The sequence below is a fragment of the Aeropyrum camini SY1 = JCM 12091 genome (assembly GCF_000591035.1).
GTDB lineage: Archaea > Thermoproteota > Thermoprotei_A > Sulfolobales > Acidilobaceae > Aeropyrum > Aeropyrum camini.
In genome coordinates this window covers 109,876-134,794 of record NC_022521.1, presented here as the reverse complement: position 1 = coordinate 134,794, position 24,919 = coordinate 109,876, and the positions used below count along the sequence as shown (strand labels likewise).

Here is a 24,919-nt window from a genome sequence, read left to right as displayed (position 1 = left end):
CTAAAAACATTCCCACCACCCGACCATCTCATAGGTGTAGAGACGCCCTTGGAAGAGGGTCTGCTGTTCGTCCACATGCTAGGCAAGGAGACGAGGAGGAAGATAATAGCGATACTACTGTCCACAAGGTCCTATAGGGAGCTTTCAAGCGAGCTCGGGGTGACTCCAGCAGCTATAGCCAAGTACATATCCGGGGCCACTCACCCCAGTGACAAGACTGTGGCCAAGGCCCTGGAGATCGCGTCGAGAGAAGAGAAGGAGGAGATAGCTATAGCGATATCCGAGGACCTCGCCGAGAGTATCAGGAGCCTCGTAGACTGGATTATCGAGGAGAGGCTCCCGGGTAGGCTGCTCGCTGAGGCCTTGGAGGAGAGTGTTGCGAGGATGAGGCTGGCTGGCGTGAGGAGGAGTACACGCCTAGCCAGCCCCTAAGCCTCCCACGACCTCCTTAGCCTATACATCCTCAGCTCCTCCCCCATCTCCACCAGCCATCCTGCGAGTATCCTCGCTATAATCCTCCTGGCGGTATCCCCATCAAAATTTATGCCAGCCCTCGAAAGAGCCTCTGAAGCTATATCCGGATCGACCCGCTCGTAGAACCTCTCCTCCAAAGCGTTAACCAGGTCCTCGGCAGTCACGCCGGGGGCAGAGGAGAGTCTGCGGAGCAGGTTTACATCCTCCTCCGATATCAAAGCCTTATCGACGAGATCCTCCCTCCCCTTCTCCCTAGCAACCTCAAGGTACAGCTTGAGGAGGCGATAATCCTCCACAATCTTCCCCGTCGAGAATGGCGGCCTCCAAACATCACCAGCCAAGCCAGCAACCCGTAGATAACTCTTAAACCCCCAGATGCATATGTGTAAACCAGGGCCGCCGTAGCTCAGCGGTAGAGCGCCGGCCTCGTACGGGTGTGCACCGAGGTCGCCTCCACCTGGTGGAGCCTCCGGGAAAGCCGGTGGTCGCGGGTTCGAATCCCGCCGGCGGCTCCACCGCACCCACGCCTCCATACTAACAGCCTAAATCGTTCCCGAGCCACAATCTTAGTAGGTGAATGCGAACAGGGGGTTGTCTGTCTTGGTGCATCTATACACTAGATCTGGAGACTCGGGGGAGACATGGTGCTTTGCCCTGGGTGAGGGAGGGAAGCCTGTGAGGGTTCCCAAGGACCATCCGCTTATCGAGTTCCTGGGCACTCTGGACGAGGCTAACAGCCTAATCGGGCTTGCGAGGAGCTTCCTATCATCCAAGGGTCTAGATGCAAGGGTGAACGGAGATCTCAAGTGGATCCAGAGGCTTCTTTTTAACGTGGGATTCACTCTCTCATCGCGTGAGCCTAAGGTGGCGGAGGAGGATCTCGAGAAGCTAGAGAGAATTGCCGACAGCTACTATGGCGAACCTCTCCGAAGATTCATCCTCCCTGCTGGTAGCCCCAAGGTTGCCGCTCTCCACACGGCCAGAACAGCTGTCAGGCGGGCGGAGAGAAGGCTTGTTAGCGCCGTAAAGAGCGGTATCACGGTTGATCCACTTGTTCTGAAGATAATCAACAGAGCTAGCGACGCCCTCTTCGCTATGGCGATAGCCCTTGCAAGGGCTGAAGGCGGTTTAGAGGAGGTTTAGGGAGGTCCTCACCACTAGCTCACATGCTAGACCCGCATTATTCTTGTGCGGCCAGCTAGCATTCCTGGAGACGGGCCCCGTGGTGTGGAGGTCTTTAGCCCGTCTCGATAGAGATATAGCCCGGCCCTCTACAGGAAGTAAATGGGTTGTGTGTAAGCCTATTTCCCTCAGGGTGTAATATGGAGATTTGAGGTTCTGTGTGTTGGAGAGGACTAGGGTAGTTAAATCATTCCTAAAGGCTCTCGAATCGTACGGCTTCTCCGCTGATGCGAGGGGTGGGAAGCCTGTCCTCCACAGTATTGTGAAGGGTAGATTTGCCGAGGGCGAGGAAGCGTTCAGCATTGACACGCCCATAGACGGCTCCCGGCTTTTTTATGCAACTATTCTGAAGACCCCTATATCCGAGCACGGTTCATCTCCTAGCCTGTGGGAGATATCCCCTGGCGAGGCTGTTGAGCCGGGTTTTCTCGAGGCCCTAGAGGCTGAGCTTTCTGACGCTGACGAGACTCTTGTCGATATTCTAGTGCTGGATACGGGTAAGACTAGAGTTGAGGCGAGGCTAGAGGTCGAGGCTTCACTGAAGCTTCTGAGGTCCGCCGCTGGTTTGGGGGAAAGCAGGTTCCGCGGAGTTCTAGTAGCGCTCCCCTCCTACACTATGCCACTCTACACTACTGTGTACTCTCTCTACCGAGCTGCAGAGAGGGGCATGGGTGTCCTGCTGAAGCCGCCGCGCAAGGCGCCTCTCGCTCCAACGCTGGTGGCTGCTGCGGCCTCCCGCCTAGGCATGGAGGATGGTCTTAACATGGTCTACACTACTGGCGCGTCTCTGCTAGGATTATCGAGGGTTTTCAGGTCTGAATCTATAATCTTCACATGCCCCTCAAAGGCCGCTATCGCGAGAGCGGGCACCATAGCCAGCCGAGGCCGATCGGTGGCCATAGTCTCAGCGGGCTCTCTCGACGAGGTTACAGCCAGGTTTATAATGTATGGTAGAGCGCTCCACGCTGGCCAGGCTTGCGGCAGCATAGGGTGGGTGATAGCCGTGGGCAGGCTATCCAGGAACGAGGTGGACGCGCTGATAGACGCCGCGGAGTCTATCCGAGTGGGAGACCCGTCAGACCCCTCTACCGCTATGGGACCCTTGATAAAGCCTGGTCTTGCGGAGGCGTCTGAGAAGTATGTGAACTACATTGAGGGTATGGGTGGCGTCGTGCCCACAGGGTACAGGAGGGAGGGCCGTTATGTTTGGCCCTCTGTGGTTGAGGGCGTTGTAAAGGATCCTGTGGTGCTTTCAAGGGATCCTCGGTTCCCGGTTTTACCAATAGTAACAGTTTCAAGTCCGGAGGAAGCCGCTAGTATAGCGGCCATGACCGGGGCTAGCGACGTCCTAGCATTCCAGTTAGGCTCCTCCAGCCTGAGGGCTCTAGGCGAGAGGCTATCGGGCCTGGAGGTATTTGTGGATCCGATTCCACCTGGCGGCGAGCTGCCTACACCGGGCTCCTTTATATTGTCGGCGTGTCTAACACCCGAGAGGCGTGGGGAGGGTGTCATACTCGAGAGCCCGTATTATAGTTTGGCTAAGAAAGAGAAGGCGGAGACATATAGGTAGAAGCCTTCGCAAATCACAGTCCCTCCACCCTGTCTATCCCTCGTGACGCTCGGGCTTATGACCCCTCGAAAGGAGGGGGTTTCGATCGCTGGGTTATATGGAGAGGGCGGCCGCCTCTGCCCCCTGGGGCCCTCTAGGGGGACAGGCTTCCCCCACGGATTTTGATGCAGTCGGGCGATGGCGTACTCTTCATAGGGCCCCAGGGAGTATCCAGTCTTTTAATTGTGTAGGCTCCCTTATTTAGCCTAGAGGTATCCACATTACGATAATGGGGTGTGCTAGCGTGTCCTCAGAGTCCACTCTAGAGGCTGAGTTTACCGATTATAAAGCTATGTTCAGGTATGAGGCCAAGGTTTTCAAGGAGCTTGTCGACAGCGTGTCCAAGATTCTTGACGAGGGTTTGTTCATAATAACCGGGGAAGGCCTAATGCTTAGAGGGATGGACCCGGCTAGGGTTGCGCTTGTCGACATTGAGATTCCCTCCTCATCGTTCTTCGACTTCAGCATATCAGGAGATGTCGACCGAGTGGAGCTTGGTGTTAACATGGAGACACTTAAGGGGGTGGTAGCTAGGGCGAAGAAGGGTGATCAGCTTGAGGTGAGGGTCAGTGAGGATAAAGTGCTCTTCATAGTCGAGAGCGTGGTTCTTAGGAGGTATCTCCTCCCCAATCTGGAGGTCGTAGTGGATGTTCCCGAAGAAATCTCCCTCGAGTTCGACGCCACGGCGACCGTCATAGCTGATGTCGTGAAGAAGACGCTGCGTGATGTGGAGCTCGTAGGCGATATTGTCGAGTTCGACGCTGGCGAGGATTATCTTTCGATAAGGAGCATTGGCACTGAGAGGAGGAGGGTCGAGACCAGGCTTACGAGGGAGAGCCCCGCGTTGATAGATCTTGATGTAAAGGCTCCAGCCACAAGTAGGTATGATGTTAGCTATCTGAAGAGGATGTTGGGCGTGGCTAAGATAGCTGAGAGTATAGAGCTGTCGTTCTCCACCGACAGGCCGTTGATGATGGTGTTTAGATCGCCGGACGGCAGCAGGGTCACCTACCTTTTAGCTCCCTCGACAGGCTAGCAGCCGTCTTTAGCCTCTCTACAACGAACCTTCGCTCCATAAGGCTTAGGAGGGGCGCGGCCCTGGGGCCCTCGGGCCTGCCCACTATAGCTAGGTAGAAGTCCCTGTAGAACCTCCTGCGCTCCCCCCCGCTCATACCCTCTCCAAACTTTATGAGAGCCTGCTTAATCTCCTCCTCACTCCACTCATACACACCCTCCAGGACCTCAGCGAGTTTCTCTAGGAGTTCGGGCCGCTCTATCTTCCTCAAAGCATCCTCTGGCGGCTTCGGAGGTATCTCGAACCTAAGGTGTTTGGGTGCATACCTTCTAGCCCACCTATAGGCCTTCTCCAGTAGTCCGCGGGCCCACTCGATGCTATACTCGTCATCATCTAGGAGCCCGGCCCTCCTAAGCCTCTCCAGACCCTCTGTCCCGAGCCTCTCAGGACCTACGACTTGGGCAACTATAGCTGCATGGCCGTAGGGTATCTGGGATGGCGGGTTCTTAGGCGGTCTTGTTGGATGGCTTAGCTCGTAGGTCCTGGCTAGGTACCTGGTGTCCTCGATGCTAGACGCCTCTTCCAGGCCAAAGTAGATCCTCTCTGCCCTGTAGTACTGGCTATAGTAGCTCGGGATTTCTGAGAGGTCTATAACAACCCGCCTCGTAGGCGGGTGGAGGAAGTATATGAACCTGAGGATCTGGGGGTGCGCTATTTCAAGCCACTCCCTCGGGGTTATGCCTGTGAAGCCGCTGCTGCTCATGTCGGCTTCTCTACCGCCAGCCCTGAGGGACACCCACTCATACCAGACGCCTTCTGGAGGCTCGAAGCCTAGGAGCCTGGCTAGTTCAGCCGCACTATCCCGGCTCCCACCAGGGGTTGCGTGATCCTTACCGTAGGGCTCGAAATCGACTCTGAGACTCCACCATACGCCGGCCCACTCTATTCTCCAATTCAGCTTTGAATCCTCAATACTGGCCTCCCCCTCATACCCGCAGTGGCTACACCTATACCTAACCCTATTACCCTCTAGAAGCTCTAGAGCCTCCGTAGAATCTATCCTACCACACCGTGCGCAGCGTGGCTCAAGGGGTATCCAGCCCTCCTTGTAGGGCTTACGGCCTCTGTACCTGTTTATAACCCTCCTTATCTCCTCCCTGCGCGGTAAAACCATGCGTGTTATGAACTCTTTGAGCCTCCCCCTATACAGCTCTCTAGTGGTGACCACCTCTATCTTGCCATCGGTAAACACTCTAATGTAGGGCCCGAAATCGCTCCAAAAATGTTCTACCCAACTCGGGTGGCAGCCCCTAGGATCGGGCACCTTATCGAGGGGCCAGCCTACATACTTCCTAGCGGCCTCCGGGTCGGGGAATTCACTCCTCTGCTCATCCTTGCCCTTCCAGGGGTCTACAGTGTATAGGGTTAGTAGCTGTTTTACTTTGAAGCCCCTCCTCTCTAGCTCCCTCCTAACAGCCTCGCCCAGGAGGACCTCGCCCCTTAGCCTTCCCACATGCTGCAAGCCGCTGACGCTGAGTCCACCGTTGAATACATACTCCTCCTTAGCCCTCCTCTTGAGTCTGGCTTCAAGCTCTTCAACCAGCTTGTCTACCCAGTGTACGGCCAATGGCCCCAAACCTCCGTACACATCTTACCATTTCCTTTAGTCAGGAGAGCGTCTAAACAGTAAATAAACCTCTAGCCATCCGCTCCACACTCTCATGGGGCCAGGGTTGGAGGGCGTTTTGGGTCGACTGGGGGCTGCAGTGGAGATCACGAGGCCTGTAAACTCCCTGATGGTCAGCTTTGCAATAGTCCTGGCACTGGGTATAGCGTCTCGATGGTCCTTCGAGGGCTTAACGCCTCTCGAGCTTGTTGCAGTGTCGGTAGCAGGCTATTGTCTATCATCAGTCGCCATGATTACCAACGATTTAATAGACCTCGAGATAGATAAGGTGAATGCTCCTAACAGGCCGCTTCCGGCTGGCAGGATTTCCAGGTCCGAGGCGGCACTGTTGTCAGTACTCCTGGCGGCTACAGGACTGATCTTGGCAGCATACGTAGATTTCATTACACTTGCGTTCTACCTGGCCGGCCTTATATTATCTCTAATGTACAATAGGTTCCTCAAGAGAACGGGCCTTCCAGGTAACATCGTTGTGGCTGCCCTGGTCTCAGCACCCTTCATTTATGCATCCCTTGAGGCTGGCGGTGTCAAAGGGCCGATGCTAGTGTTCTCTGCTATGGTTTTCCTAGCTGTGCTTGGACGGGAGGTGGCGAAGGGGGTGCCCGACGTTGAAGGTGACAGGGCAGCTGGTGTCAAGACTGTGGCTGTATCCTTAGGCGAGAGGGCTGCTGTTGTTATAGCTTCAATCCTCTACCTCGCCTCATCAGCCCTGGGATACATACCCCTAGTATATGGCCTCGTCAACCCTCTCCTCTATACTCCGCTCATAGCTTTGCTTACCATACTTGTGGTGCGGGAGGTTATACTAATAGTTAGAAATCCATCCAGAGATAATGTCTTGGCTCACAAGAACAGGGTTCTGGGCTATATGCTCCTGGGTTTAGTGGCTTTCGCCCTTGGCACGCTTGGAATTTAAAGGTGTCTATATCGACGTCTATATGGGTGCCAGGCCAGGCTACTCGTCGACACCAGCGTGCGATAAGGGGGAAAGCGCGGACTAGGGGTGGGGCTTTGTGGAAGTGTGGGTGGAGCTGAAGCCTATATATGGGTTGGAGATGGCGGCTAAAGCGCTTAAATACCTAAGCTTCGCCGACAAGATTGATATCCCCGATCAGCCCGTCGGCGTAGCATTCTCATCTCCAATAGCAGCGTCTTATCTATCATGCAGGGTGGGCGGTGACCGTATAGTCGCCCATATAAGGACGGTAGATTATAGTGGACATAGCCTGAGAGCATCCATAAAAACGCTGTCGTCACTAGGCGTCTCGCACATAGTCCTGCTTAGGGGGGATCCTCTAGGCCGGGAGGTGGGTTTGAAGCCCGAGGAGGCTTTTGAGATAGCTGCTAGATATAGGGAGAGGTTTGGAGTTAAACTAGGCTTCATAGTGAGCTTGAGGAAGAGTGTTCAGGAGATGTTTGACCGACTTCAGCTAAACCCGGACTTCATACTCGTGCTGAACACCTCGAAGCACTATCTCTGGAAGCTTAAAAGGATTAGAGAAGCCTACGAAGGGGAGGTTGTCGCTTATCTCGTCATAGCAACAGAGAGGAGTGTGAAGCACATGCAGGGGAGAATAACATCTATTATGTATCCTGAGGGCGAGGCCCTAGATCTGGCGGGGAAGCTATCTTCTGAGGGTCTTGTGGATGGTATACTTGTTTCTGCTCCAGGGGACGACGAGGCGCTGGAGAGAGTGGCCAGGAGGCTGAAGAGGTATGGAGAGTGGGGACGATAAGCAGGCTATAAGGGAAAGGATATGGAGACTCCTGGAAGAGACTGGGGCAGCGCTACCACCTGGAGCGTGGGGGAGGATTCCGAACTTTAAGGGGGCCAGGGAGGCCGCTTTAAGGCTGTTTAGCCTCGACGAGTGGCGGAATGCCACTTTCATCAAGGTTAACCCCGACTCTCCCCAGAGGTGGGTCAGGCTTAGAGCCTTAGAGGAGGGAAAGCTCCTTCTAATGCCCACGCCGAGGCTGCGGAGAGGCTTCCTCCTCATAGACCCCTCGGCCATCCCCCGGAGTCTATACAGGCTGGCGTCGACGATTCGCGGAGCCTTCCGCGCGGGTAGACTGCTCAAAACCGTCTCAGACTTAACCCGGCATGTAGAGAGGATAGATCTCGTGGTGGAGGGGAGCGTTGCTGTGAACCGGTGGGGTGAGAGGCTTGGTAAGGGGGAGGGCTACGGCGACCTAGAGTTCGCGATTCTCTTAGAGACATCCCTGCTGGATAGGGAGGCTCCCATAGCCACTACAGTCCACGATCTTCAGGTACTTCCCCACAGGCTTCCGCAGGACGATCACGATGTGCCTGTGGATATAATTTCTACACCAACTAGATTAATACGCGCTGCGGAGAGACCTCCCAGGCCAGCCGGGTTGCTGCCCGATAGGATCACTCCCGAAAAACTAAGGGAGATACCCATATTGAGTGAGGTTCTACAACTGTACAAGCGGTAGGATTCATAATCCCTATCGCAGACCGGGGTTCCACGACTACTACTGAATAGCTAGTAGGCTTGTGGGTGTTGGTAGCTTGCCAAGCATTGCGGCGGCGCTAACTGTGCTGCGCCGGAGGCTTAGGGGTTTCAGGGATAGCTTCGAGATCGCTGGCGGTCTGCTCGCAGGCAACCTCTTCGACACTATAAACATGCTAGTGATATCCGCATTCTCCGGCTACCTTGTAAGACAGAGGGGGTTGCTAGCGGTTTACCCACAGCTTTCTGCTCTTGCTGGCGGCCTTATGCTGTCCCAGGCCAGCCGGGCGGTGAGTCTACATGCTCTCGGGGCGGCCAGCACAGAGTTTTACCTGGGAGGTCTGGCTGTTTCGGCCGCTGCAGGTATACTGCTAACTGCCATATTCTCGTCGGTGACTGCGGTAGCCATAGGCCTTGAACCCCTGACTATAGTAGCAGCGGCGCTCGTCTCGCTCCTAACTGTTCTATCATTGTTGACCATGTTTACCTGGGGGCTTATAGTGCTGCTACTCAGGCTTGGCGCATCGCCTGATAACGTGCTGCCCGCAATATTAACTAGCATAATAGACACGGTAGTCCTTATACTAGCTATATTTGCGTTCTCGACAATATCACGCCTTGGGTCTGGACTGCTCCTGGTGGCTATAGTAACGCTCTCATTAGCACTAGGCTTCACGGCGGCTCTATATGATGTTAGGTTGACGATCGACACTTCCATCAGCAATCTCGCTCTTCAGCTGATTGAGATGTTGGCTGGCATTATTCTCAGCATCACCGCCCCTCTCCTTGCAGCAACAGGCCTCCTCCCAGTACTCCCCCCGCTAAACAAGCTTGCAGGCTCTGTTGCTGGGAGCATGGCATCGGCAGCGACAACCTCAGTATCACTCTATGGCCACTATCTGGACCTACAGACCATGATTTCGTCTATGTTTAGAGCAACCGTAGGGGCTATACCCTCGGCCCTATACATCGGAGTAGTGGGGTACATACTTGCCTCAGGTGGCGACAGCGCAGCTGGGCTACAGACTGTTATCGCAACTCTGGTAGTGGCTGTTCTCTTATCTTTAGTAGGCTCCCTCCTGGCGTGGCTCCTGGTAGCAGCATCTATAAGGGCTGGCCTCGACCCCGATGCGATAGCGATGCCCCTCGCCACCAGCATCATCGACCTCATGGGCGTCCTCTCACTATCTGCAGCGGCGTGGATCATACTGTCTTTCTAGGGAGGTGGACTCTGTGTTGAGGCTCAGATGCAGCATACTCTATAGGATGGCTCTAGCAGCGTTAGCCGTGGTAGACGTCATTGTTACAATCCTGCTCGTGACGTTAGGCTACATCCTCGGGTCCAGCCTCGGATTTTTTATAGCCGGCTTGACAGCCGCCTTGACTGCGGTTGGGCTATGGATGGTGTATAGGGACCTTGCACGTATGGCGAGGACGGTTATCCGGGTTGAGGATTCTGTGGGGAAAGTGTCGTGCTACAGGCTCGGGGAGGCTCTCCTCTGGGAGGAAGGAGGCGGTTTTGCCTGCTACAGCCCCCCGTATAATAGGCTGGCGAAGGCCAGGTTAGGGGAGGTCCTCGAGACCAGGGTCCCCGGCATAACTGGCCCTGGGTTTGTCTGCGCCACTCCTCTGGAAGTGGAGGAGGTCCAGTTCTCCGGTGGAAGGTCCGGCTACAGGGTTAAGGGGGTTATAGCTGTATTAACGCCTGAAGGCAAGATAGCTGTGGGAAGGGGGGAGCTGGATTATGTTGGAGAACCAGGGGATGAGGACCTCCGGCCTAATAGCAGGCGGGCATCAAGCTCAGCTGCTTCAGTCTAAGCTTCTATGCTAGGGGGTAGGCGTACTTGTCGGAGATAGGGGCTGCAGGACTCTTAAGGCCCTGGCATGTCATAGTAGCTTTGATGCTGCTAACTTCGGTTGCAGCGGGCTTCGTCGATCTAGAGCCTACGGTTGAGGGTTTCATGGCTGAGAGGCAGATACTGTATTACGGGTCTGACGGTTCTTACGTTGTTGAGCTGTTCTCGGGCATCCAGGTCGGCATTGGCGGGGATGCTGCTAGAATACCTGGCTATAATGCTGCGGCTGCTTGCAGCGGTAACGGGTTCGCGGCTGCTTTAGTCATTATGGCCGAGCCTTACCTAGTCGTCTATACTGGCGGTGACACTGTGAAGACAGTGTATATAGGGGGCTCATTTTCCGGGCTCTCCTGCAGTGATGATCGTGTCTTAGCAGCAAGTATAAGGGGCGACGGAACTGGCGTGGTAGCAGTCTATGAAAACTCTACTGAAACATTCAAAATGTTCCTCATTAGGGGTCTTGAAGAGGAGTTGAGCCGCTACTACAACCCGTCAAAGCTCTATACACGAAATAACCCATCCTGGGGAGACGCGGTCCCCATAGCTCCCGGGTTTATAGCGGTTGCTCGGGGCGATGGAGTTGAGGTTATGCGTGTTACGGCGGGGGATAGCAAGATCTCCCTGGTTGGTGTCTACAGCGACGGGGACAGTATCATAGCCTATGGATCCCTGGATTCGAGAGGGTTTATAGCAGACCTCGAGAGGGGTTATGGCATGGTGCTGGGTTTCAGCCACACTGTTAGGGTCATTGCGGCTACATCTTTTGAGGATGGAAAAGCATCTTTCATACTTGAGCACGTCGGCTCGGGGGTCGATGTTGGAGTTCTCGGCGAGGAGGGGGATGGAGGCTTTTACCTAATGTCGCTGCGGCGTGTAAGCATAACCGAACCCTACAGCCTGCGGGGGGCGTGGGCCTCTGGGGGGATGGTATGGATTACTGCCGGTCTTGTGGGGGAGCTAGGGGGATACAAGTCTATTGCTATTGGGCTAGAGGGCTTTGGCGTCGGCGTTATTAGCGATGGGGAGAGGCACATAGCCCGCCTACTACCTACGCCGTCAGAGCATGAGGCCTCAGCTAGATCTATTAATATTATGGTTGAGAAGCTGCCTATCAGCAGGGGAGACACCGTCACACCCACAGTACTGGAGTCGAGCGCTATTGAGCCTATAGACCTTAAGAGCACCTCCTTCACAAGCAAGGGCGGCTTCAGCATTGAGAACGTTATGACAGCCCTGGCGGCACTGGCTCCCTGGGCTGCTGTGGTTGTTGCAACCCTAGACAGCCCCTTGCCCCAGTGTCCCCGAATGATGCGAAAAGATTTGTAGTCCCCTCCCCACAGCCTCCTTATTAGTCTCCCGGGAGGAAACCTGTATACGTGGTGGGAGGTCTCTCGAGAGCTGTAGAGCCGTCGACAATATCCAATGTTTGAGGTAGGTGTGCAAAGGCTTGGGGGGAAAGAGCGAGGAGGACCTGGTTTCCCTGCTCCAGAGGAGCTTCAGGTTAACCGCCTATGAGGCAAAAATATATCTCGCACTACTTAAGGGAGCCTCTTCTCCTAAAGAAGCCAGTGCCATGAGTGGTGTACCCCTGCCGAGAGTGTATGATGTTATACGTGTCCTCGAGTCTAAGGGCCTCGCAGTACCCTCTAGCGAAGGATGGTACAGGTACGTTCCTCCCAGGGCGGCCGCCGTTGCAGAGATAGCTAGGATAGAAGAGGAGTCTAGGAGCAGAGCGCTGAAAGTCATAGAGGCTGCTGAGCTGCTTGAGAGGGAGGTTGCCTCTAGGGAGAGAGCTTCCGAGCCTCTCTACCTAGACAGCCCATATCAGGCGATAAGCCTCGCTGTGGATGCTCTGCGGGATAGCGGTTTCGTCTACATAACTATAATCCATGTTCTCTACGAGCATAGTAGCGTAGTGGAGGCTGTTGCTTCCGAGGCCGTTAAGCTTGGTAAAGAAACTGTAATACTCGTCTCCAACCCATCAGAGGGCCTAGACTTCAAGGTGGGCGTTGAGGACGTCGAGCTCGTCAGGCTAGAACTCCCGCTCCCCGATTCCATAGTCACCTCTGGCCGTGCGATCTTCTTGTTCCCAGGAGGTACTACTGGGATGAAAGGGGTGGCTGTAAGTGACGAGGACTATGTGGGTCTTCTAGTCGATACGATTAGAAGAGCGGTTAAGAAATATCGAGGCTCCTAATTATGTCCCTAAGAATCCTCGCCTTAGGCTCTCCATAATTTATATATATTATCCTGAGGCGGCCGTAGCGACGTTCCCCTACTATGTTTGCAGCCTTCAACTCCTCTATATGCTTGGAGACAAGCCTGTGGTGGAGGCCCGTCTCCCTAACTATCATAGTTACATTGGCCTGCCCTCTTCTGAACAGTACTTTAAGTATTTTGAGCTTTCCCCGGCTGGATATGATATCCTCTAGCTTAACCATGGCCAGACCACCCGAGGCGAGGGGGCTATTCGAAGCCCGAGGCCAGTTTAGCCTGTATAATGCTGTCCACAACCTCTATAAGCCTATCTGCTGGAAGATGGGGTGCCAGCCTGAAGAGAGTTGTCCTACCCCTCATCCCCCTACCGGAAGGCTTGGCGTCTATGAGGCCCAGGGAGGTTAGGTGCTTAAGATATATATGATACTGGGTATAGCCCCTCGGCTTTACATTGTAGATTGAAAGGGAGGCATCCTCATAGCGCTGCCTCAGGAGTCCAGCGTTTATCCATTCCATACCCTCCAGCGCCGCTCCCGCGACAAGCCTGAGTATTATAAGCTCGTGTATGCTGAGAGCCTCGAGCTCGTGGGTTTGTATGCTGGCTGCCTCATTCTCCGAGACCGCCTTTCTCACCAGGTCATCGCTTAGACCGTCTCTCCCCATGGCCTCAGCCATTTCGCACGCCATCTTCAACGCCACTATAGCCCTTCTCGCGCTACCATCCCCACCCTTATCCTCGCCGTAAACATCGCTTATCAGCTCTAGATGCTTCGGCTCCCATACCGTGTCTCTAAGCCCTAGCTCAGCCCTCTGCTCCAATATAGTGTAGAGCTCCCGCGACTTGTAGGCGGGTAGGTGTAGTTTGAAGCCGATCTGAGACTCGACCTGCGGTATCTTCTCCCTCATATAGCTTAGGGCCCTTACATCGCTGGCTACAAGCAGGAAGCCTATCCTGTTCACCCCGTCTCTCGAGGGTATTTCCTCGTGGACTCTGAGCAAAGTGTAGAGGTCCTCTGAGGCTATCCGTGGGCTGCTGAGCATGCTTTGGAACTCGTCCAGTATGACTAGGAGATAGTGATTCTCTACATATAGATTATCTACTAGCGCCTTGAGAATGTCCAGCGCCGGGGCACCCCTCACCTGTATGGGATAGCCCGTCTGCCTTACTATGAGGCTGAGTATCGTGTAAAGGTTAGGCGCGTTGAAGGCGTTTACATACGCCTGTTTAACCGTTAATCCCTCCTTACCTGCCGCTTCAGAAACGCGTTTGGCGGTAAATTTCGCCAGAGTGGTCTTTCCTATACCAACCCTACCTATGCTGCCGTAGATCATATTCACATCAGATAATCCGGCTCCCGAGACGAGCCTGTTGAGGTATATCCTAGCCAGCGCCTCAGCCTCTTCTCGACGGACCCTGAGCTCTGGGGGAATATAGTTCTCGTCGAACACCCTTCTATCCTTGAAAAGACCGTGCCTGAGCACTTTCGCACACCCAAAGAATAGCCTTCCCTACCACTGCGAAAGTATTCGGAATAATACTATTTAACGTCGTAGCGTACAGGGTGGACGAGTGTACAGCGAAGACCACACCTCCTAATAATACCGGCCGACGCTATGAGTATGTCGTCTACCCCTTCAACATCGACAACCCCCCGGGCACCCCTCCTAACCAGCTTAACACCCGCAGCCTCCATTATCCCTCTAATTCTCGTCACATCAATAAACCCCTTGCTAGAGCCCCTAAGCGATGATATGAAAAGAACCTCTCTCGTCCCTGGAGGGAGCATCAGGAGAGCAGCCTTTACAACGTCATAGGCTTCGCTAGACCCCCTTATCTTCCTGCAGATGACTGCAGGTACTAGTCTCTGTATAAAACCAAGCTCCACAGCTACAGCCCTTCTAGCAACATCTAGTGGAGTAGCCCTGGATGAGTATATGAGTATGACGCCAGGATAGCCCGTCTCTAAAACTCTAGAAGTCTCCGCGTCTATGCTGACAGCCAGGTCCCAAGCCTCCTCAACAGCCCACGCATGCCTCCTAGGTTGCGCTACAACCAGGGCTATTGGGCACTCGGGCACACGCTCCTCAGCGGGCATTCTCTGCACCTCGGCTTCCTGGCTTTACAGTAGGTTCTGCCAAGGGCTATGATAAGTCTGTGGGCTTCCTCGCTATTATCCGGGCCGAAGTAGCTGTAGAGTGCCCGGGAGACCTCATCATACCCAGCTTTCTCACCTACCAAGCCCCACCTCCTCGCTATTCTGGCTGCGTGAGTATCTACCGCGAAAACGCCTGGCGCCTTCCTCACTAGGCTCAGGAAAACGTCTGCAGTCTTAGGCCCTATGCCCCGTATAGACATTAGCCTTTCCCTCAACTCTCCTGGAGGCGCCTCGAGAAGATACTTTTCCCCTCCCCATTCGATAACAGCCTCGGCGAGAGCCTTGAGAGCAGAGGCCTTCTGCCTAGGCAGGCCCGCCTCCCTTATAGTCTCGACTAGATCGTTGTAGCTAGCCCTTAGAATAGCCTCGGGTGTAACTCCTATAGTGCGGCGGAGCCTCTCATAAGCCCTTATACTGTTCTTGTCGCTGGTGTTCTGACTCAATATTATGGCGGCGAGTACAGCGAATGGGTTGCCGTCAAGCTCGTAGGCCACGAGAGCAACGTACTCCCTCCAATCAACCCTGAGGGATCTGCGGAGGAGCCTTAACAGCTCTTCACCGCTTATCCTTTCTCTTATGGAGCGCCTTCCCAAACCCCTCGGTACACCAATCTTCAGCTCTTTAGCCTCACAGGCTATTAATACTGATTTAGAGGGTGGCGTCGAAGTGAAGTGCGCCGGGTGGAGGCATGAGGAGCATACCGCCGATGTGCTTGTAGTTGCCTATGGAAGGACGCTTGAGGAGGCTTTCGAGAACGCAGCCCAAGGTGTGTACGAGGTTATCACCGACACCTCCCGGGTCTCTCCAAAGCTGAGGGTAGAAGCCAGTACGGAGGGCATCGACCTAGAGAACCTGCTATATAGATTTGTCGAGAACCTCATAGCCTACACAGACTCTGAAGGACTGGTTTTCGGCCTCTTCAGAGTTTGCAAGATTGACTGTGGGGAAGACTCGTGCAAGATTGAGGCGTCCGCTTGGGGCGAGGAGTTTGACCCCTCTAGGCACGAGCACAGGACGATTGTGAAAGCCATGACTTACGCCGACATGGAGATAAAGAAGGAGGAGGGATGCTGGAAGGTCCAGTTCGTTGTGGACATATAGTTACTAGAGGCCTCCATACCTACTTAAGAGCTTTGCTCTACATGAGCTGCAGAAGTGGGGCGTTTTGCCATCGACCTCCTCCACACTCCTGCTGAAGCTCATAACACACTTCCTATCGCTGCAGTGGCCGAGACCGAGAAGATGGCCTGCCTCGTGTAGCACCTCTTTAAGCAGCCTCTCCTCGTAGACACCACTATCCCCAGTTTTCAGTCTAAAAGTGAACACGGTAGCCACACCTAGGCTAGGACTGGCTAGGCCGAACACGAAGTTATAACCGTCCACATACCCGTCTGCATCAACAATACCTATTACCAGGATACCATCCTCAGTATAATCCCTCAAGATACTGTGAATATGCTCATTGACCTTTACAGCGTTAAACTGCATTCGCTCCCAGTCGTAAGCCTCTACAGGCGGTTCCAAGGGATCGGTGGAGACGAGCCAGACCGAAGGTACTGGCGTGTTTTCACTCGCTCTCCTCGCAAGCCTAGTTAGGTTGTCCGCTTGGAAGCCGACGGGCAAAAGCAGAAAGGTCAGGCCATCTTCCAAGTAGGGGACCACCGGATTTAGTTATAGCTACCCAACACAGCCTAATATCATATTTTTGAGGCTCTAAAGACCAGGCATGGAGTAGCTGTGGTGGTGGGGTTGAAGAACCAGTCTCTACCTAAGGGTTTGAGAGTAGCAGTGCTTGGAGTAGGGAAAATAGGCGGAGCGATCGTCAGGTCGCTTCTAGCCTGCGGAGCTGTCGTGACCGGTACAGGCAGGAGGAGGGAGACAATAGAGAGGATATCGCGCCTCGGCGCGGAGGCCACTGTAGATAACCGCCTTGCAGCCAGGGTTTCCGACGTAGTTATACTTAGCGTAAAACCTTATCAGCTACCCCGCCTCCTCGACGAGGTAAGAGGTGTGATGGAGGAAAAGATCGTTATAAGTGTAGTCGCGGGTGTAAAACTCTCTACGCTCAACAGAGCCCTGGGAGGAAGCTACGTCTATAGGTCAATGCCAAATATAAACGCGCTTATAGGTAGGAGTACCACGGCAGTCGCCGAGTACACGGGGGATAAGCGAGCCTCCTTTGTAGAATCTATACTCTCGTGTATGGGGAGCGTCTACTGGATACCGGAGGAGTGGATGGACGTATGGACAGCACTCGTCGGGAGCATGCCCGCGTATGTGGCGGTCATGATAGACTCCCTAACACTCGGCGGTGTATCGGCTGGACTACCAAGAGAGGTCGCCTTCAAGGCTGTAGTTGACACTCTAAGTGCTACTGCCGAACATCTAGGTAGACGCGATATCCACCCCTCAGTACTCAGAGATGAGGTCACTACACCGGCGGGTACAACTATAGAGGGTCTAAAGGTCATTGAGGGCGAGGGAGTTGATGCAGCCCTTATAAGAACGGTAGAGGCAGCTGCGAGGAGAGCCGCGGAGATCGGTGAAGCTATAGATAGAGAAGTGAGAAGGAGTCTCAACCTAGGATAACTGACTGGTCCTTCGGTAAACCCGTCTTAGCGACAATAAAGGTTATAAAGGCTTTAGCAGTTAGTGGCGGTAAAAGTCTAGATTAGAGCAAGATTAAACGGGCGAACTCCATGTAACTAATGCTCTAGTCTTGGAAGACTCGATTCGATTATGCGTGGAAAACTATATGGAAACTGTATACTATGAGAGACGTCGGGTATAGGCCTTCTGCTTAGCCGAACCCATAAATAAAAACCTACTGTCCAAAACCTTTTCCAGGATAGCTAAGCTTCTTCTATCTTGACTATTAACTCTCCATCCTTCTTCTCGGGAACCTTGTTCTCGCCCTGCTTCGCGCCCTTAGCCTGTAAGGGCTTCTGGCCTTCAGGCTTCGAAGGCGATGGCGCTTCGAGGACGTTCGTAGCAGCCTCGTAAGTCTTCTCGAGCTTGTCGAGAACCCTTTTTGCGTCGCTCTTTTCTCTTTCTAGCGAGTCGTTCAGCCGCCTGAGATGATTCATACCGCTCGTATAGCTTCTATCGCTTATCTCTCCGCTGAAGTAGAGCATCTGCAGGTTAGCAGTAGCGCTTGCTATATGAAGCATTTCATCATCTATCTCTGCTATTCTCTCCTTTATCCTTGTCTTCGCCTCCTCCGCCTTCAGCTTTAACCTCTTTATCTCCTCGGTCAGCTGTCTCTTCATGTTCTCCACGATTGAGGAGGGTATACTGCTCTGTTTGGCAATGTTTTCAACTGCCCTCCTCCTCTTGTAAGCTCTTTCAAGAGCCTCTATGACCCTGGTTGCCTCGTACTTCCACTCAGGAACTATTACTATCTTACCATCAACTATTTTGACGCGGCCTCCAGGTATCCTCTCTATACCTCGGTCCACTATCTTAAGCTCAATGCTTTGTATCTCCCCGTCTACGTTGCTGGAGAAGCTGACTAGTGTGCCAACAACCCTTTCATACTCGTCCCTAACCTCGCTACCTATAACGCCGTAGAAGGTGTCAACCTTTATAGACACGGCAGGCCACCCTACACTCCAGTGCTCGACGGGATATATCTCCTCAGGGATATAAAACGGGTCATGCCCTAGAAGTACAGGCCCTCCCCTTCTATGGGGGTTTCCATACTAAAGCCCCAACGGTGCCTCCAATGGGCTTGGAGAGCTGGGCTAAAAAGTGGAGCCCGCCGGAGTCTACAACCGAGACCGTAGGGCAGAAGCTGAGGAACTTCATAAGCCCACCCCCACCCATAAGGAACCAGATAATACAGGCTGTCTACAGGATACAGGGTCAGATAAGCAAGCTAGACTACAGCCTTGCGAAGCTCCAGAGCTACGATAAGATGCTGTTCGAGAAAGTTGTCAACTCTCTAGTTGAGGGAGACAAGAGCAAGGCCACGATGTATGCTAACGAGCTGGCCGAAGTCAGGAAGATGGCCAAAGTGATAATAACTGTTAGGTACGCGCTCGAGAGGGTAAGGCTGAGGCTGGAGACAGCTATGGTGTTTGGAGACGTGAACGCCACGCTAGCCCCAGCCATAGTAGCGCTGAAACAGGTTGCGGGTCACCTGAAGGGAATGATGCCAGACGTGTTCACAGAGCTCATGGAGGTGGACGAGAGTCTCCAGGCCGCCATGATGCAGATGACAGCCCACGTGCCGATAGCTCTGGACAACGCCTACGTCTCTGAGGAGGCGAGCAAGATACTGAAGGACGCCAGCATAGTGGCCGAGCAGAGGCTCAAAGAGCACTTCCCCGACCTGCCGTCCTTCGAGAAGGTGGCAGCTCAGGGGGAGAGGACTCCGGAGGGCAATGGCAAGTAACCCCCCTCCCCCTTTATTTAAACCACGTACCATTTATGCTTAACCCCCTTATGAGACGGTTCGAGAATAGGCCGTTACCTGGACACAGTCAATAGGATTTAAGGGAAGGTTTAAGGCAAGCCTTTATTTCTTGTTGGGTATTTGTAAAATAGTTATTCCACAGCATAATGCTATATTGCGTGCGTTCTCCGAGTTTATCTTATCAGGAGGTATTATAGGCTTTTTATGTGGACAGTATTTAGGCTCTCCTAAGACTTTGTATAGGATCCAAGCATCCTCGTCAGAGAGCCCCTCAGCCATCCTTAGACCCATACCCCTACAGTTGTCTATGTCTACACCCGCTCTAGCCAGGAGGACCTCGAGCAGGCCTGACTTCCAGAGATAGTTTGAAAGAAGCTTAAGCCCTTGTTCAGTGAGCCTAACGCCCGTGTTAGGGATAAGCTCTACGAGACCTTTCATTTGTAGCCGTCTCGTCATTATGCTAACTGTAGAGGGAGATACATTGAGAAGTCTGGATATTTTTATGAACTTGGCGTACTCTCCTCCTGGCAGACCTCCTAGGATGTATATTGCCATGAGGTAATGTAGAATCCGTGATCTCCTACCTTCTCTACCGTAGCCCGCAGCACCCTTGCTAACGTCCTCTACCATTGATACAGCACCTTCCCCTCACATCGAGAGTTCTCATTATTTTATGGTATTTAGATTGTTTAAATATGGTCAAACACTAATTGTTACAGGCAGAACTTTCGAGATATATAGAACAAAGTAGGAAATATTTTTATAATCTAATGTCGGGGCGGTTTCGGCGCCATCCTCTTAACCCCACCGGAGAGGGTCGGAGTCTCTAACTGCAGCTCACCCACACCTCATCAACCGCCCTCCATAGCATTAGGAGGACCTACCGTCTATATGTATAAACACGCCCTTGAGGTAGCTGAGATACTCCTCACCCCTGAAGACGTGGTCCGGCGAAGCACCCCTAACGTCGCCCATAATCCTATATTCTGTTTTAAGAATGGAAGCAACCTCCCCGGCTAGAGAGATAAAATCCTCTCTCGTGAGGAAATAGCTACAGCTACTCAAATAGACTGTAGCCCCATCTGTAGCCCTTTCTAGGGCGTAAAGATACGATGCTCTGTACGCTCTCAGCCCCCTTCTCTTAGCCTCTGCACCCGGCTTCTGTATGAATGCCGGGGGGTCAACAGTAACTAGATCGAATGTTTCATCGGGCTGTCCAGACTTTATGAGCTTCCATACACTAGTGTTTAGTATAAACGTCTTCCCCTCATCCAAGCCGTTTAGTCTAAGGTTCTTTCGTAATGTCTTAACCGCATACTCGTCCTCCTCTATGAAAACCGCCTTAGACGCCCCGGACAGGAGGGCGTGTATGCCGAAGCCCCCCGTGTAGGAGAAGACGTCTAAGACTTTATCACCCTGCCAGGCTATACGAGAGATCTCCAGCCTGTTTATTCTCTGGTCCAGGAAGAAACCAGTCTTTTGCCCTCGAACTACATCAACGTAGAATCTTGCCGGCCCTTCCTCAATCACGACCTCCCTCTTCCCCCCTATAAGCCATCTCCTCCTCGGCTCCAACCCTATATCGAGCCTGCTCCTCTGGACGCTCTTCTCGTAGACATGGAGGGCGCCGGTAAGACGGCGTATGGCTCTCGCCAGGAAGTTAAGATGCCTATCTACAGCCGGGCTACTAGACTGAACTACCGCTATGTCGCCGTAGATATCAACTATCAACCCGGAGATTCTGTCTCCGTCGCTGTTTATAAGCCTATAGCTATTGAAATCGAGAGCCCACTTGCTCCTAACTCTAGCTTGGTAGGCGGACTCGAGAGCGCGCTCAAGAGCCTCTTCAGACGACCTATCAATACACCTGCCCCAATGGAGTATCCTCACGGCTACTGGCGTGTCTTCCTCCCACAGTCCGCAGGCCAGCTCCCTTCCACTCGTGTCAACAACCTCCACTAAATCACCGCTGGAGAGCCCGGTCACCCCCCGGACCCACTTCCTATATATGATGCTCGATCCTCTGGCAGCCTTGGAAGCCCCTAGACCCGAGACAACGACCTTCTCAACCATAGATCTACCACCTTGGCCGTGAGGGTGTGGTGCTAGGAGGTGTTATGGTGGGAGATAAGCGGGGTTATAGGGGGTATACCATTAGGGGCAACTCACATATTGCTAGAAGCCTGTCTAGCGTAGAACCCAGTATTAGCTCGCTAAGCCTCTTCTCCACAGTCCTGCCTACAAGAATGCTACTCGCCTCCATCTGCGTTGCTATTGCTGTTAGCATTTTATCGGGCCTACCACGGGCAACTACTATCTCTACTTCTACACCATTCTCTTCCCCCGCCTTCTCCCCATATTTAAAGACGTTTTTAACCTCGTAGGCTGGCTCCTCCAGGGGAGGCTCTATTACGTGAGCTAGTACTACCTTGCCGTCGTCTATGGAGGCGGCGTTCACGGCATAGTCAATCATGGATTTAGAGGTGTTCCTGTCAACGCCCAGAAGGATCTTTCTAAATAGTCTGGTATTGTATGCTACCTTAACCTGGCCATCCTCCTTGTAGGTCTTAAGCCTCAACACGGGTTTTCTAGATATTTTTATTGTCTCCCGCACCGTAGAGCCCAGGGGTAATATTCTGAAGATGCCGAGGCCTTTGCTGCCCATGACTATCTCGGTTGCACCCACCTCCTCGGCTACCTCGCTGATAATGGCTCCAGGGTTGCCCATAGGAACGTCTTCATGCACAACAACACTCACACCCTTCTCCTCCATCAGCTTCCTAATCTCTTCCATCCTCTTCCTGGCATTATTCTCAATAGAGCGTATGAGGCTCGCTACGTCATAGCCACCAGCAACATGTATCACCATGGCCTCCTCTATAACGTGGAGGAGAGTCACCCTCGATTTATATCTAGACGCGAGTTCTGCAACCGAGAGGGCCAGGGGCTTAGAGACTTCTGACAGGTCAAGGGGTAAAAGGATATGCTCTAAAACTCTTGCCAAACCATAATCACCCCGGTCCACGTTCTCGACGCTGACACCTCGTGACATATGTATTCGTAGGAGGTAATAGGGGTTTGATGCTAAGGTGCAGCGGCAGGCAAGCCGTCGCCTCTCGAGTCCGTATAGCCTCTCTTAACTCTCCCAACGGTCTCTACCGCATTCGCAACACCTATACGCTCAACTTTCCGCCAGCCTTGCTGGCATGCGAACCCGTTCTCACACAGTATCTCATCCCTGCCTGGGTCCCAAACCGCTCTTGGAGCGTTAATAGCATCGAACGCGCTCATACCGTAGTCCACTATGTTAGTGACGAATAGGGCGTGTTGCTGGGGCCTTAGGTGGCCACCGCTGGCGCCCAGGGCAAAAGCCCTGTCTTCACGCTCCATGATCACAGCTGAGAGGGTGTGGAGCGGAAGTGCTCTTGGCCTCAGCGTGCTTGGAAGCCCCTCCTTCAGCGTGAACCCCCTAGCGCGGTTATTAAGTGTGATCTGGAACCTAGGCTCAGTAACACAGCTACCCCATGGGTAGAAGAGGCTTTGTATACCAGCCACTATGCCCCCCTCTCCGTCGGCGACGGCGAAGAAGGTAGTATCGCCAGCACTCCTCGCCGGAGAAGCTTCCTCGCCGCCTAGAAGCCTAAGGAGTGTTTCCTTCCTAGCCAGGCTTTGGGGGTCTATGGGCATGTACCTGGGATCCCCGACGTACTTGTCGCGGATGCTGTAAACTCTTCTAGCGAGGTTTGCCAGGACATTAATCCTCTGGGGGGAGATAGGTTCCGCTAGCTCTATATCTTCGAGGAGCATTAGGAGGTGGAGTGTTGTGACGCCTTGGGTGTTGGGTGGCATCTCCCAGATTTTCCAGCCTCTATACTCGGAGATGAGGGGATCCGCTATGAACCCCCGTGTCTCCGCCAGGTCTTCTACACCTATTACCCCGCCGACAGAGGCCATGTACTCTTCGAGAGCCTCGGCTGGCTCTCCCCGGTAGAGGTAGAGGGGGTCATCTTCAACTCCTGTAAGCAGTGCCGATAATCCTGGTAAGCGGGCTGGAGCGCCCTCCTGATGGGGTAGGGCGTTTAGCACGGCTTCCCTACTTCCGGGATCGGATTCGAGACACTCCCTTCTAAGCTTTAGCGACCTGGCTGTCGAGGATGGTAGGGGGAAGCCTTTTGAGGCCAGTAGCCTGGCGGGCCTAACGAGGTCGGTCCATTCCATTGTGCCGAAGCTCCTCCAGGAGTGGTAAAGCCCTGCTAGGTAGCCTGGTGTTGTGGATGATAGGGGGCCTGACTCTGGTATATCCTTCAACCCTCTACCGAGAACCTCGTCTCTGGTCAGCCTTCTCGGCGCGAAGCCGCTTCCGTTAACGAAAAACACGTTCCCCTCGGGTGTACGGTAGAGCATGAAGAAGTCGCCTCCCACCCCTCCCAGGTGGGGGATCAGTACGGCTAGGGCAAGTGAGGTGGCTACAGCAGCGTCGACCGCGTTACCTCCGGAGGAAAGTATTTTTGAGCCTATCGAGCTAGCGATAGTCTCCTCGCTCGCAACCACGCCTCCTAGCGATTCAGCCCAAGCCCTAACCACTCCAACTGCACCGTGTTCTATACACAGTACCCGGCAAAGCCTGTTAATTGTGTGATATGCTTCCCGTCTTAGGAAAGGGGGTTAGTTGGTGTGAGGGTCGCTATAGGCTTAGGGTTATGTGTATGCCTAGGACCTCTATAACTATGAAGTACGCCATGAGGAGCACTATTCCAAAGGGAACTCCCACCCTCGCCCACTCGCTCATGGTTATCCTTAGCCTTCCTGCGGCAACTATATTTGGTATATTCCCTGGTATAAGCATGCCTCCAGATATGAGGAGGGACATTAGAGCGCTTCTTATCTGCTCTTCAGTTAGGAACGGCCCGATCTCGGCCGCGGTCAGTGTTGCATTGTCGACGACCGCCGATATAGTGTTTATCCAGTAGAGAGCCCAAGGCGGGAGCTGTGCGAAGTACCATTTAACCATTGGAGTGAAGGATGCTCCCAGCAGCTCCAGAGCGGCTACGAAGAGGAACACCCTAAAACCCCTGAGGAGAATATCGTTTATCGTCTCTTCGTAGACGAACTTGACAAGCCCCTCCCTATAAACCTCTCCTCTAAGGCTGAGGGCAGCCGCCGCAGCTGACACCGCAATCCCGGGGACTACGTATACTCCTAGTATGTCTATGAGGTAGGTGAAATGAGCGTTGAGCTTTGAAATAGCTATTGTGGAGAGGGGTTCCCCCAGAGGGGTTAGAGCAGCCCCGATACCAACGGCGAAGGAGGCGTAGACAACGTACTTCACCTTCCGCTCCCTAGATATGTTGAGCGCCGCTGCTATCTCAGCTAGGATCACTGCAGTAACTATGACTGAAATGACGCTTGATATGAGGCCTAACACAAACGTGAAGATGAAAGCAAATACGGGTATCCCCAGTCTCCCCATAGCAGCAGCTAGTAGGGAGTAGATCTGTCTGTGGAAGAAGTAGAAGATGAGGCCGAAGAAAACCACGGCCTGCACGATGCCTATAGGAACAGGGCCCAGATGCGTTATAGCCAGTGGGGTCTTCAGCGCCTTTACAAACAGGTTCAGAAGGGATTCTGTAGAGGGAAGTATGCCGTAGTAGAATATCGTTATGACTCCGCCTAAACCCATGATGAAGAAGAATACTTCTAGATTCTCCTCGACAATCCTGACTTTGAATGGCAGTACCAAAACGAGAATTAGAATAGCGCTCAGGATAACAGTTACCCCGAGAATAGGCTCGTCGGGTATGAACAGCTCGGCCAACGCGAGCACCCTCTAAC

27 protein-coding genes and 1 tRNA gene are annotated in these 24,919 nt (G+C 53.5%); 15 read left to right on the top strand and 13 right to left on the bottom strand.

All coding sequences use genetic code 11. From position 1 onward, the window contains the following. Positions 1–48: 48 nt before the first annotated feature. Positions 49–432, top strand: a complete 384-nt coding sequence (locus tag ACAM_RS00655) for a helix-turn-helix domain-containing protein (RefSeq protein ID WP_022540881.1) — start codon at positions 49–51, stop codon at positions 430–432. Here ACAM_RS00655 and ACAM_RS00650 read toward each other — a convergent pair. Then, a complete protein-coding gene (locus tag ACAM_RS00650) occupies positions 429–815 on the bottom strand; it encodes a hypothetical protein (protein ID WP_022540880.1) in 387 nt (128 codons plus the stop codon). The two genes, ACAM_RS00655 and ACAM_RS00650, sit on opposite strands and share 4 nt — an antisense overlap. 54 nt (positions 816–869) lie before the next feature. Here ACAM_RS00650 and ACAM_RS00645 point away from each other — a divergent pair. The 4 genes from ACAM_RS00645 to ACAM_RS00630 all read left to right on the top strand — a co-directional run bounded on the left by ACAM_RS00645 (position 870) and on the right by ACAM_RS00630 (position 4,301). Next, positions 870–989: transfer RNA gene (locus ACAM_RS00645), tRNA-Thr, on the top strand. Positions 990–1,077: 88 nt separating this feature from the next. Next, positions 1,078–1,617, top strand: coding sequence for a cob(I)yrinic acid a,c-diamide adenosyltransferase (locus ACAM_RS00640; protein ID WP_232502354.1), 540 nt, complete (start codon positions 1,078–1,080; stop codon positions 1,615–1,617). A 202-nt stretch (positions 1,618–1,819) separates the two neighbouring features. Continuing rightward, positions 1,820–3,226, top strand: a complete 1,407-nt coding sequence (locus ACAM_RS00635) for an aldehyde dehydrogenase family protein (protein WP_022540878.1) — start codon at positions 1,820–1,822, stop codon at positions 3,224–3,226. A gap of 283 nt (positions 3,227–3,509) precedes the next feature. Then, entirely contained in the window at positions 3,510–4,301 is a 792-nt protein-coding gene (locus tag ACAM_RS00630; protein ID WP_022540877.1) for a beta clamp domain-containing protein, read from the top strand. Here the strand turns inward: ACAM_RS00630 and lysS are convergent. Further along, positions 4,270–5,907 (bottom strand): lysine--tRNA ligase, encoded by a 1,638-nt coding sequence (gene lysS / locus ACAM_RS00625; RefSeq protein ID WP_022540876.1) that lies wholly within the window; start codon positions 5,905–5,907, stop codon positions 4,270–4,272. The two genes, ACAM_RS00630 and lysS, sit on opposite strands and share 32 nt — an antisense overlap. 106 nt (positions 5,908–6,013) lie before the next feature. On the opposite strand from lysS, the gene ACAM_RS00620 reads away from it, so the two are divergent. From ACAM_RS00620 to ACAM_RS00590, 7 genes are all read left to right on the top strand, one after another. Further along, a complete protein-coding gene (locus ACAM_RS00620) occupies positions 6,014–6,883 on the top strand; it encodes a geranylgeranylglycerol-phosphate geranylgeranyltransferase (RefSeq protein ID WP_158318570.1) in 870 nt (289 codons plus the stop codon). A gap of 97 nt (positions 6,884–6,980) precedes the next feature. Beyond that, positions 6,981–7,703: a methylenetetrahydrofolate reductase gene (locus ACAM_RS00615; RefSeq protein WP_022540874.1), complete on the top strand. Its 723-nt coding sequence runs from the start codon at positions 6,981–6,983 to the stop codon at positions 7,701–7,703. Beyond that, entirely contained in the window at positions 7,684–8,424 is a 741-nt protein-coding gene (locus ACAM_RS00610; protein WP_022540873.1) for a 5-formyltetrahydrofolate cyclo-ligase, read from the top strand. Before ACAM_RS00615 ends, ACAM_RS00610 begins: the two co-directional genes overlap by 20 nt. A 76-nt stretch (positions 8,425–8,500) precedes the next feature. Further along, complete coding sequence (locus tag ACAM_RS00605; protein WP_022540872.1) at positions 8,501–9,661, top strand: magnesium transporter; 1,161 nt, start codon at positions 8,501–8,503, stop codon at positions 9,659–9,661. Between the two features lie 13 nt (positions 9,662–9,674). Next, positions 9,675–10,259: a hypothetical protein gene (locus ACAM_RS00600; RefSeq protein ID WP_148706308.1), complete on the top strand. Its 585-nt coding sequence runs from the start codon at positions 9,675–9,677 to the stop codon at positions 10,257–10,259. Between the two features lie 26 nt (positions 10,260–10,285). Next, a complete protein-coding gene (locus tag ACAM_RS00595; RefSeq protein ID WP_022540870.1) occupies positions 10,286–11,623 on the top strand; it encodes a hypothetical protein in 1,338 nt (445 codons plus the stop codon). Between the two features lie 121 nt (positions 11,624–11,744). After that, positions 11,745–12,494 (top strand): TrmB family transcriptional regulator, encoded by a 750-nt coding sequence (locus tag ACAM_RS00590; protein WP_022540869.1) that lies wholly within the window; start codon positions 11,745–11,747, stop codon positions 12,492–12,494. On the opposite strand, the gene ACAM_RS00585 is transcribed toward ACAM_RS00590, so the two are convergent. Genes ACAM_RS00585 through ACAM_RS00570 form a run of 4 tightly spaced genes read right to left on the bottom strand, consistent with a single transcriptional unit; the run spans position 12,472 to position 15,263 of the window. Then, entirely contained in the window at positions 12,472–12,738 is a 267-nt protein-coding gene (locus ACAM_RS00585; protein WP_022540868.1) for an ArsR family transcriptional regulator, read from the bottom strand. The two genes, ACAM_RS00590 and ACAM_RS00585, sit on opposite strands and share 23 nt — an antisense overlap. Before the next feature lie 25 nt (positions 12,739–12,763). Continuing rightward, entirely contained in the window at positions 12,764–13,996 is a 1,233-nt protein-coding gene (locus tag ACAM_RS00580) for a Cdc6/Cdc18 family protein (protein ID WP_022540867.1), read from the bottom strand. 56 nt (positions 13,997–14,052) lie between these two features. Continuing rightward, the gene (locus ACAM_RS00575; RefSeq protein ID WP_022540866.1) at positions 14,053–14,610 is read right to left on the bottom strand and encodes a hypothetical protein; all 558 of its coding nucleotides are present in this window, start codon (positions 14,608–14,610) and stop codon (positions 14,053–14,055) included. Further along, the gene (locus ACAM_RS00570) at positions 14,574–15,263 is read right to left on the bottom strand and encodes an endonuclease III domain-containing protein (protein WP_022540865.1); all 690 of its coding nucleotides are present in this window, start codon (positions 15,261–15,263) and stop codon (positions 14,574–14,576) included. The genes ACAM_RS00575 and ACAM_RS00570 overlap by 37 nt, the downstream gene beginning before the upstream one ends. A gap of 73 nt (positions 15,264–15,336) precedes the next feature. Between ACAM_RS00570 and ACAM_RS00565 the strand changes: the two genes are divergently transcribed. Then, on the top strand, positions 15,337–15,771 hold the full coding sequence (locus tag ACAM_RS00565; RefSeq protein WP_022540864.1) for an archease: 435 nt from the start codon (positions 15,337–15,339) through the stop codon (positions 15,769–15,771). Positions 15,772–15,774: 3 nt separating this feature from the next. Here the strand turns inward: ACAM_RS00565 and ACAM_RS00560 are convergent, their stop codons facing one another. Further along, positions 15,775–16,320: an archaemetzincin family Zn-dependent metalloprotease gene (locus ACAM_RS00560; protein WP_022540863.1), complete on the bottom strand. Its 546-nt coding sequence runs from the start codon at positions 16,318–16,320 to the stop codon at positions 15,775–15,777. A gap of 99 nt (positions 16,321–16,419) precedes the next feature. Between ACAM_RS00560 and proC the strand changes: the two genes are divergently transcribed. After that, entirely contained in the window at positions 16,420–17,259 is an 840-nt protein-coding gene (gene proC, locus ACAM_RS00555) for a pyrroline-5-carboxylate reductase (RefSeq protein WP_022540862.1), read from the top strand. A 263-nt stretch (positions 17,260–17,522) separates the two neighbouring features. On the opposite strand, the gene ACAM_RS00550 is transcribed toward proC, so the two are convergent. Beyond that, positions 17,523–18,263, bottom strand: a complete 741-nt coding sequence (locus tag ACAM_RS00550; protein ID WP_022540861.1) for a CdvA-like protein — start codon at positions 18,261–18,263, stop codon at positions 17,523–17,525. 131 nt (positions 18,264–18,394) lie between these two features. Here ACAM_RS00550 and ACAM_RS00545 point away from each other — a divergent pair, with 131 nt between their 5' ends. After that, positions 18,395–19,066, top strand: a complete 672-nt coding sequence (locus ACAM_RS00545; RefSeq protein WP_062662054.1) for a Snf7 family protein — start codon at positions 18,395–18,397, stop codon at positions 19,064–19,066. A gap of 123 nt (positions 19,067–19,189) precedes the next feature. Here ACAM_RS00545 and ACAM_RS00540 read toward each other — a convergent pair whose 3' ends face one another. The 5 genes from ACAM_RS00540 to ACAM_RS00520 form a co-directional block, all read right to left on the bottom strand. After that, complete coding sequence (locus ACAM_RS00540) at positions 19,190–19,717, bottom strand: metal-dependent transcriptional regulator (RefSeq protein WP_022540859.1); 528 nt, start codon at positions 19,715–19,717, stop codon at positions 19,190–19,192. 240 nt (positions 19,718–19,957) lie between these two features. Further along, the gene (locus ACAM_RS00535; protein WP_022540858.1) at positions 19,958–21,160 is read right to left on the bottom strand and encodes a class I SAM-dependent rRNA methyltransferase; all 1,203 of its coding nucleotides are present in this window, start codon (positions 21,158–21,160) and stop codon (positions 19,958–19,960) included. A 64-nt stretch (positions 21,161–21,224) separates the two neighbouring features. Further along, positions 21,225–22,091 carry a universal stress protein gene (locus ACAM_RS00530; RefSeq protein WP_022540857.1) on the bottom strand — a complete coding sequence of 289 codons (867 nt, stop codon included), beginning with the start codon at positions 22,089–22,091 and terminating at the stop codon, positions 21,225–21,227. Between the two features lie 80 nt (positions 22,092–22,171). Beyond that, the gene (locus ACAM_RS00525) at positions 22,172–23,671 is read right to left on the bottom strand and encodes a gamma-glutamyltransferase family protein (RefSeq protein WP_022540856.1); all 1,500 of its coding nucleotides are present in this window, start codon (positions 23,669–23,671) and stop codon (positions 22,172–22,174) included. Positions 23,672–23,771: 100 nt separating this feature from the next. After that, entirely contained in the window at positions 23,772–24,911 is a 1,140-nt protein-coding gene (locus tag ACAM_RS00520) for a DUF1646 family protein (protein WP_420804955.1), read from the bottom strand. Positions 24,912–24,919: the final 8 nt, after the last annotated feature.

Bases quoted from the DNA above. Each gene is read 5' to 3' on its own strand.
- ACAM_RS00610 (WP_022540873.1), top strand. From the start codon at position 7,684: ATGGAGAGTGGGGACGATAAGCAGGCTATAAGGGAAAGGATATGGAGA.
- ACAM_RS00585 (WP_022540868.1), bottom strand. From the start codon at position 12,738: ATGGTTAAGCTAGAGGATATCATATCCAGCCGGGGAAAGCTCAAAATA.
- ACAM_RS00575 (WP_022540866.1), bottom strand. From the start codon at position 14,610: ATGCCCGCTGAGGAGCGTGTGCCCGAGTGCCCAATAGCCCTGGTTGTA.
- ACAM_RS00545 (WP_062662054.1), top strand. From the start codon at position 18,395: ATGGGCTTGGAGAGCTGGGCTAAAAAGTGGAGCCCGCCGGAGTCTACA.
- ACAM_RS00540 (WP_022540859.1), bottom strand. From the start codon at position 19,717: ATGGTAGAGGACGTTAGCAAGGGTGCTGCGGGCTACGGTAGAGAAGGT.
- ACAM_RS00535 (WP_022540858.1), bottom strand. From the start codon at position 21,160: ATGGTTGAGAAGGTCGTTGTCTCGGGTCTAGGGGCTTCCAAGGCTGCC.